This window comes from Cryobacterium sp. MLB-32 (assembly GCF_000738085.1).
Taxonomy (GTDB): Bacteria; Actinomycetota; Actinomycetes; order Actinomycetales; family Microbacteriaceae; genus Cryobacterium.
On record NZ_JPRS01000149.1, the window covers coordinates 1 to 6696 of the forward strand.

Below are 6696 nucleotides of genomic sequence, written 5' to 3' on the forward strand. Positions count from 1 at the left end.
CTTTGTGATGGTTAGCATTCGCTTCGTCCGTTTCCGGGTGAATCGAGTTCATCTGGACCCGCCGTTCCGCACGAAATTGCTTTCGCTTCGGTTCGGTGGGTATGCCGTGGGGGCTGCTCGGTGAGCAAACCCTGCAGTGTGGCCGCCGCGACTGTCCACGCACCCTCTGTTGTTCACAACGAGTGTCAGGAATAATGACGACTACGAATAACTGGGGGCACACTTCAGGCGCACGACAAAGCGCACACCTTGCAACAATAACCTGCCCGTGGGCTCCCGGTCAAATGGAAACCGAGCGGCCACGCGCGCCTCAGGATTCGCGGCGCCAGTGCGGGGAATCGAGGGTGCTTTCCAGGTCCGCGAGGAGCGCCTGAACCTGCGGTTCCACGAACTCGGCGACGGCGGCCCGCATCCGCAGACGGTGGCGCGCCAGCTCGACGCAGAGGCGGCGACCGGCCTCGGCGGCGTAGGCATCCGCTATCGCAACCTCACGCAACACCGCCGCCTTCTCGTCCGCGCTCAGCGGGGGCGCGGGCACGTCGAGCTCGTCGGAGTCGTCCGGGTTCGGCAGGCCGGCCAGCTCGCCGAAAGTGAAGAGATACGGCGAGTCCTTGGGGGTCGGCGGATCGAGGTCGAGCCCGCGATGTTCCGGGTCGAGGCCCTCGGTGGGCCGGTAGACGCGCCGCGCACGCCGCACCTCGTCGAGTCGCAGCTCGCGCGAGAGCAGCGGCAGATGCTGCTCGGTGTACTCATCGACGGACGCGTCCACCACGATCTTCATGCGCATGGCCAGGGCATGCTGCACGGCGTGCGGAACGTCTTCGGTCAGTCCGGCGGCGGCGATGACGGGCGAGCCGAAGCACTGACGGCAGAGGCGCGCACGGGTGCGGTGTGTGCCTGGATGCCAGCGCGGCAACCAGCGCAGCCAGTTGTCAACCTCGTGGCTCGTTCGCGACTCGACGGACCCCTCCATACCAGTCAAGGATACGCGTATTGGGCGTTATCCGTCGGGACGTTCCCACGGCCAGAGCGGCCGACCGCGAGACCCGACATGAGCCGCCAAAAGCCAGGAGTACATCAGCGTCACGGCGAAGGCGAATACGCCGGTGAGCGCCGTGAACGGGCCGAGCACAAGCCCGAGGGCGAAGGAGGTGGCAGCCGCCAGGTCACCGTTGCCGAAGAGGTAGATGAGGGCGCCGGCCGCCACGAACAGCACGGCCGCAGCGATTCCGGTCAGGAGCGAATAGCCCAGCATGACTCGTTGATGTTCGGGCCGGGTGCGGATACCACTCCACACCATCCGGAACGTGACGTATACCGCGGACACGCCGACCATCATCGGCCCCAGCAGCGGCCCGGCCTGGGGGTCGACGATCACGTCGCGGTCGGTGACCAGGCTCACGATTCCGAGTCCGGCCACAATCAGGGCGACATACAGGCCGGCAGCAAACATCGCCAGCGTGATTGCATACTTCTGGTAGTCGCGCACGATTCCCCTTCCGATCTAACGGAACTGTATCGAACTGGGGGCGATGAGACCTACTTTGACAGTTGAGGGCCCTCGGCAAGCAGGCGCTCGTACTCGTGCCGTGCCTCGATGTTTCGAGCGGTAACCCGCTTGCCGCGACGCGCGATCCAGGCTCCGGCCCAGATCGGCACCTCGCGGGCGATGATTCCGGCGGCGAGGGCGCCGGGGTTCAGCCACTGGGTGGAGAGGAACCGCGATGCCTCAGCGGGGCTCAAGTTCCAGGCCTGCACGGTGAGCAGGGCTCCCCCGATGTAGGAGAAGTACACGACAACGCCAACGAGGAACCCGAAGAGCACATAGGCCCACCAGCCGCTGCGATTCAGGATGACAACGAGCAACGCGAAGGCGAGGAAGAAGAACAGCACCGGAATATAGAAGACCGGGCGGACGGCGAATTCCGTAAAGGTCGTGGCGGCCACAGAGAGCGTGGCGCTCGTGACGCCGGCAATGATGAAGATCACGATGGCATAGATGCCCGTGAAAACGGCCGTGGCGAGCAGCGCGATGAGAACGCCCACCCCGCGGTTGCTGCGATCGACCGGACGCTGCGGCGCCTGCACGTAAATGGGCGACTGCGGCGAGGACGCGGCGGCTCCCGCCGGGTAGGCGGCGGTCTCGGCACCGGAAGCCACGGGAACGACCACGGGAACGACGGCCGGTGCGGCGAACTCCGTGGCGGGTGTCGGTGCGGCGGCCACGGGTGCAGGGGCGACGGGTTCAGCGGCGACCGGCGCGACGACCACCGGCTCAGAAACCACGGGCTCAGAAACCACGGGCTCCGGGGTCACCGTCTCAGGAACGACATCGTCACGCACCGCATAGTCGTCGGCGAGTGCGGGAACAGCGGAGTGAGAACCCGTGCCGGTGAAGTTTTCCGGCTCCCGGGCCGCTGCCGAGGAGTAGTCGATCTCGGCGGGCTCGACCGGCGGCGTCGCATCCGTTTCAGGCGTCGTGTCGCCGTCGGATTCGTTTCGTCCGTGGTTGGGTGTGGTGTCGCTCATGCTGCACTCCTCGTAGCCTGAATGGTGACTGACAGCTGTCATAGTACCAAGGCACCTGCCCGGAACCCGGGAGCGCCCGGCGAGTCACGCCAAACCGTACAGCGCGAGATACGCCTCTGCTAAAGGCGCACCGAAGACGATGCCGATCCACGCACCCGCCAGCATCCAGGGGCCGAAGGGAATGCTGCTCTTCCGGCCGGCCCGCTTCGCGAGCAACAGGGCGACGCCGAAGAGGCCGCCCAGCAAGAAGGCCCCGAATGCGCCGACCGCGAGTTCTCCCCAGCCGACCCAGCCGAGGTAGAGCCCCAGAACACCGGCCAGTTTGACGTCGCCGAAGCCCATGGCGCCCCGACGGACCAGCGCGAGCGTCAGGTACAGCGCGAAAAGCGCCGCGCCTCCAATGAGTGCGCCGACGAGACGTTCCGGTTCCCCTGCGAGCAGCCCCGCAGCCGCCAGCAGCACGGCCGCAATCCAATAGGCCGGCAGGAGGATCCGATTGGGGAGTCGGTGGGTATCGATGTCGATCAGGGCGAGGGCCACACTGATGGCGGCCAGGTACAGGAACGCGACCAGGGCGGCCGCGACAGCAAACGGGCCGGTTGGGCCGCTCGCAACCGGCAGGCTGACGAGCACCCACCAGGTGACGACGCCGAAGAAGAGGGCCGTGCCCAGCTCGACCAATGGGTAACGCGGGGAGATCGGTGCCCCGCAGTTGCGGCACCGTCCCCGCAGAAGTAGCCAGGACACGACCGGCACGTTGTCCCGCCGAAGAATGCCGGCACCGCACTGCGGGCACGCGCTCGGCGGCGACACGACCGAGCGACCGAGTGGCACTCGGTAGATCACCACGTTGAGGAATGACCCGATCAGGAGTCCGTAGATCACCGCGAGGGTGACGATGACGCCCACGATCGGGTTGCTCGTGTCGGAGATGTTCGCCCCTGCCTTCCGGTCGCCATCAACGCGTGCTGACCTCCACGCAACGCTACCGTCAGTGAGGCGTCAAGCCGGCGGCGCCACGGCCACGACGAGGCCGGGTACACCCGTCGCCGGCGCCGCACCGCTCAGATCAATGCCGGCGATGGCGAAGGTGGTCGCGACTGCGGCCAGAAGAACGATCACGAGCAGGATGCCGACCACAACACGCCTGATGCGAGTGCGAACGCGGGCCTGCTGCGTGCCCTGCGCGGCAGAGCGCTCAGGGGAACGTAGTGGCCTCGGCATCCGCTGCTCCCGAGAAATGATCCCGACTGCCCGAGCAGGCGACGGCTCCAGGGAACGAACGGCAACGCGTGTCAGGGTCTTGGGCATGCTCAGACCCCCCTCTCGGGACCGCCGATAGTGACGAATCTTCGTTTCCATGCTATCGCTCGCGACCCCCAAACGGGGGGTTTACTGAGAATTCGGCTGAAACTCGGCGAGGTGTGTATACCGCATTATGGGGCGGTTGGGGCTGCTGCGCTGGGGTTGACGAGCACGTAGACGAGGGCGTTGATGGTGCCCGTGACGGCACCTTCCGGCCCTGGCACGGTCGTGGATACGGCCGTGACCATGATGAGTCGGGTACCGTGCTGCAGACCCGAAACGAAGTCCAGCACCTTGTCGTATGGACCGTCGACGGTAATGGCGATAGGGATGGCGTTGAAGTTCGTGGCCGTGATGCGCGGATCCACGGTCGGCACCGGAACGGCCCCGGCGACCCCGCCCGTCGCGGCGTCGGCGGCGACCGCAGCGGCGTCCGTCGCGGTGCTCGGCGATGCAGCCGTCCCGGCTGCCGGCGCCGCGACGGCCAGCAGAGCCGGGTCGAAAGCCTGAGCATCATTCTGGTTGAGTGCAGAGAGAACGACCTGACTGCTCGCAGCGATCGAGGTCAGCTCCGTAATGAGGGCAGGTGCTTCCACAGAAGTAGGCACGGAACGCTGCATGTCCAACAGGTCGCCTGTGAGCGCGCCAAGGCCTTCGAACTGCTTCTTCAGCGTCGCGTCCTGCACCTCGTAGGCGGTGTTCTGGGCCAGGGCTGCGTCTCGTTCCGATTGCAGGGCACCCACCTCGGTCAACTTCGGAGAGATACCGAGCATCCACCCGAGCACCACGATCGCACCGATCGCCAGCACGGCACCGATCACCCAGAGCCTGTTCTTATCCACGATTACTGTCCTTCCGGAGTGGAGAAACGCCCCGAGAACGCGCCGTCATTGACGTGCAGCACGAAGTCAATCGTGTACACGCCGGTGTCGGCTCGCGTGATCACGGCCGGCTGCGAATCCGCGTAGCCGGGCAGCGTCGACATCGTCGCCAACCACTCGGGCACGCTCGTCACATCGGGACTCGTGAACAGAATCCTGATCGTCGCCACTCGAGCGTTCAACAGCGGCGCAACGGCCTGCTCGTAGGGAACCAGAGGCGACGCCGAGTCGACCGACAGAGTGTCCACTGTCACCGTGCTCGGCACCAGCGCCCGCACTTTCGCGATGTATTCCTTCCAATCGATCTCCGTCGACACACCAAACTTCCGCGCCGCCACCGTCGTCTCGAAAGCAGCCTGCACCCTGTGAACCTCCGAATACTTCGCCTGGCTGGTGAGCAACTCCGCCGTACGCTCCTGCGCAGCCGTCAATTCGGCCTGACTCTGCAGCGCGTACCAGCTCGCGGCACCAAAACCAGCGCCTGTCAGCACCAGAACCGCCACCAGGACTCCGATGAGGCTTCGACGGATGACCTTGGTCTTCTTGAGCGCCCGAATTTCCGGCGGAAGCAGATCCATCCGGGGTTCGGCCCCCAGAATCAACTCATCCGTCAACTTCTTCGTGGTCATGCTGTGCTCCCCAACGCGAGGCCGAGCGCCACGGTGAGCCGACCCTGCGTCTTCGTCAGAGCGGACGCATCAACGCCCCGCCCGAAAGCCACCGACGCGAACGGATCCGCCGTCAGGATCGGCAGCCGCGTCACAGCCTCCAGCGCCTCCGGAAACCCCGTGAGTTGCGCTCCACCACCGGAGAGCACGATCCCGGTGACGGGAATGTGCTGCCGCGTGTTCGAAAAATAGTTCACCGTATTGCGCAGACTGTTCAGCAGGTCATTCGTCGCCTCGGTGATGATGGCCCCCTCCGCCGTCTCACCGTGCGATGACTCGGCCAGACCCTGCTCGTGTTTCACGCGCTGGGCCGTGGGAGCGTCCAATGCCAGTCCCAGCATGAGGGCCTGGGTGAGATCTCCCCCACCGGCCGGAATGAGCCGCACAAACTGCGGAACCCCGGCCAGGGTGATAACCACGCTCGTCGTCGCCTGCCCCACATCGATCAGGGCCACCGCGCCGTCGAAACTCGTGCCGCGACACACCGCCCTGCTGACCGCGAACGGGATGAGGTCGACCTCGACGGTCGTCAGCCCGGCCAGCGTCACCGCAGCGATGTTGCCCAGCACGGCCTCCTTCACCGCCACGATCAACAGCCCGTTGATCTCTGGGCCGCTCTGCCCTTCGCCCTCATTGATCGGGTAGAAATCCAGCAGAGCCTCCGCCACGGACACCGGTAACATGTCCGCCACCAGAAACGGCAAGGTCTCGCGGATGCGTTTCATCGGCATCTTCGGTACGGCAAGGTCGCGAGCCAGCGCACGGTGGTTGCCGATGCCGAGCACCACGTTCTTGCTCTTGAATCCGCCCGCCGACCACAGTGCCTTCAGGGCCGCCGCCACGGTATTCGGCTCAGCGACTTCGCCGCGATTCACCGCACCGTCCGGTAACGCAATCTCGTGGTACCGCAGGAGCTTGGGGCGGGCCGTGCCCGCGTCACTCAGCTCCACGGCGCGCAGACCGCTCGTTCCAATATCAATTCCGACGACGCTGTCCGTCATGGCCGTACTCCTGTAATCATCAATACGACACTTCACGGTTGGACACAACAGAGCCCGGCTGTGGGGTCGTGATCGTCGGCGTCGTGCTGCCCGTGGTGAGGTTCACGCCGGGCAAGCCGATCGGCATGAACGTGAACGTGGGGTTGTTCTTCAACTGGCTCGGGTTCCCCGCGATGAGCTGTCCACGCCAACTGAACCCGTTGTTACCGTTGAATGCACACGGCGTGTAGAGCAGCGCCTCGATCGGTGCGGTGATCGTGAATCCGTTCTTCACCGAGAAATCTCCCTGCGTACCGCTCGCGCAGGTCGGTT

At 65.5% G+C, this 6696-nt stretch carries 9 protein-coding genes; all 9 read right to left on the minus strand.

Translation table 11 applies throughout. The features are described from left to right. Positions 1-310: 310 nt before the first annotated feature. Complete coding sequence (locus tag JF66_RS13705; protein WP_035879039.1) at positions 311-973, minus strand: hypothetical protein; 663 nt, start codon at positions 971-973, stop codon at positions 311-313. Between the two features lie 27 nt (positions 974-1000). Further along, positions 1001-1489, minus strand: a complete 489-nt coding sequence (locus tag JF66_RS13710; RefSeq protein ID WP_035879040.1) for a DUF6121 family protein — start codon at positions 1487-1489, stop codon at positions 1001-1003. Between the two features lie 50 nt (positions 1490-1539). After that, the gene (locus tag JF66_RS21795) at positions 1540-2529 is read right to left on the minus strand and encodes a hypothetical protein (RefSeq protein ID WP_051973543.1); all 990 of its coding nucleotides are present in this window, start codon (positions 2527-2529) and stop codon (positions 1540-1542) included. An 84-nt stretch (positions 2530-2613) separates the two neighbouring features. Then, on the minus strand, positions 2614-3438 hold the full coding sequence (locus JF66_RS13720; RefSeq protein WP_369798026.1) for an A24 family peptidase: 825 nt from the start codon (positions 3436-3438) through the stop codon (positions 2614-2616). Positions 3439-3531: 93 nt separating this feature from the next. After that, positions 3532-3840 (minus strand): hypothetical protein, encoded by a 309-nt coding sequence (locus JF66_RS23040; RefSeq protein WP_156109797.1) that lies wholly within the window; start codon positions 3838-3840, stop codon positions 3532-3534. Between the two features lie 125 nt (positions 3841-3965). Further along, positions 3966-4676: a hypothetical protein gene (locus tag JF66_RS21800; protein ID WP_051973544.1), complete on the minus strand. Its 711-nt coding sequence runs from the start codon at positions 4674-4676 to the stop codon at positions 3966-3968. A gap of 2 nt (positions 4677-4678) precedes the next feature. Beyond that, the gene (locus JF66_RS13730; RefSeq protein ID WP_035879043.1) at positions 4679-5344 is read right to left on the minus strand and encodes a hypothetical protein; all 666 of its coding nucleotides are present in this window, start codon (positions 5342-5344) and stop codon (positions 4679-4681) included. After that, the gene (gene pilM, locus JF66_RS13735) at positions 5341-6384 is read right to left on the minus strand and encodes a type IV pilus assembly protein PilM (RefSeq protein WP_035879044.1); all 1044 of its coding nucleotides are present in this window, start codon (positions 6382-6384) and stop codon (positions 5341-5343) included. Before pilM ends, JF66_RS13730 begins: the two co-directional genes overlap by 4 nt. Before the next feature lie 19 nt (positions 6385-6403). Further along, a partial coding sequence (locus JF66_RS13740) for a hypothetical protein (RefSeq protein ID WP_231556426.1) occupies positions 6404-6696 on the minus strand: 293 nt, incomplete at its 5' end.

Coding starts and splice junctions, on each gene's coding strand:
- JF66_RS13730 (WP_035879043.1), bottom strand. CDS start 5,344: ATGACCACGAAGAAGTTGACGGATGAGTTGATTCTGGGGGCCGAACCC.
- JF66_RS13705 (WP_035879039.1), bottom strand. CDS start 973: ATGGAGGGGTCCGTCGAGTCGCGAACGAGCCACGAGGTTGACAACTGG.
- JF66_RS23040 (WP_156109797.1), bottom strand. CDS start 3,840: ATGCCCAAGACCCTGACACGCGTTGCCGTTCGTTCCCTGGAGCCGTCG.
- JF66_RS21795 (WP_051973543.1), bottom strand. CDS start 2,529: ATGAGCGACACCACACCCAACCACGGACGAAACGAATCCGACGGCGAC.
- pilM (WP_035879044.1), bottom strand. CDS start 6,384: ATGACGGACAGCGTCGTCGGAATTGATATTGGAACGAGCGGTCTGCGC.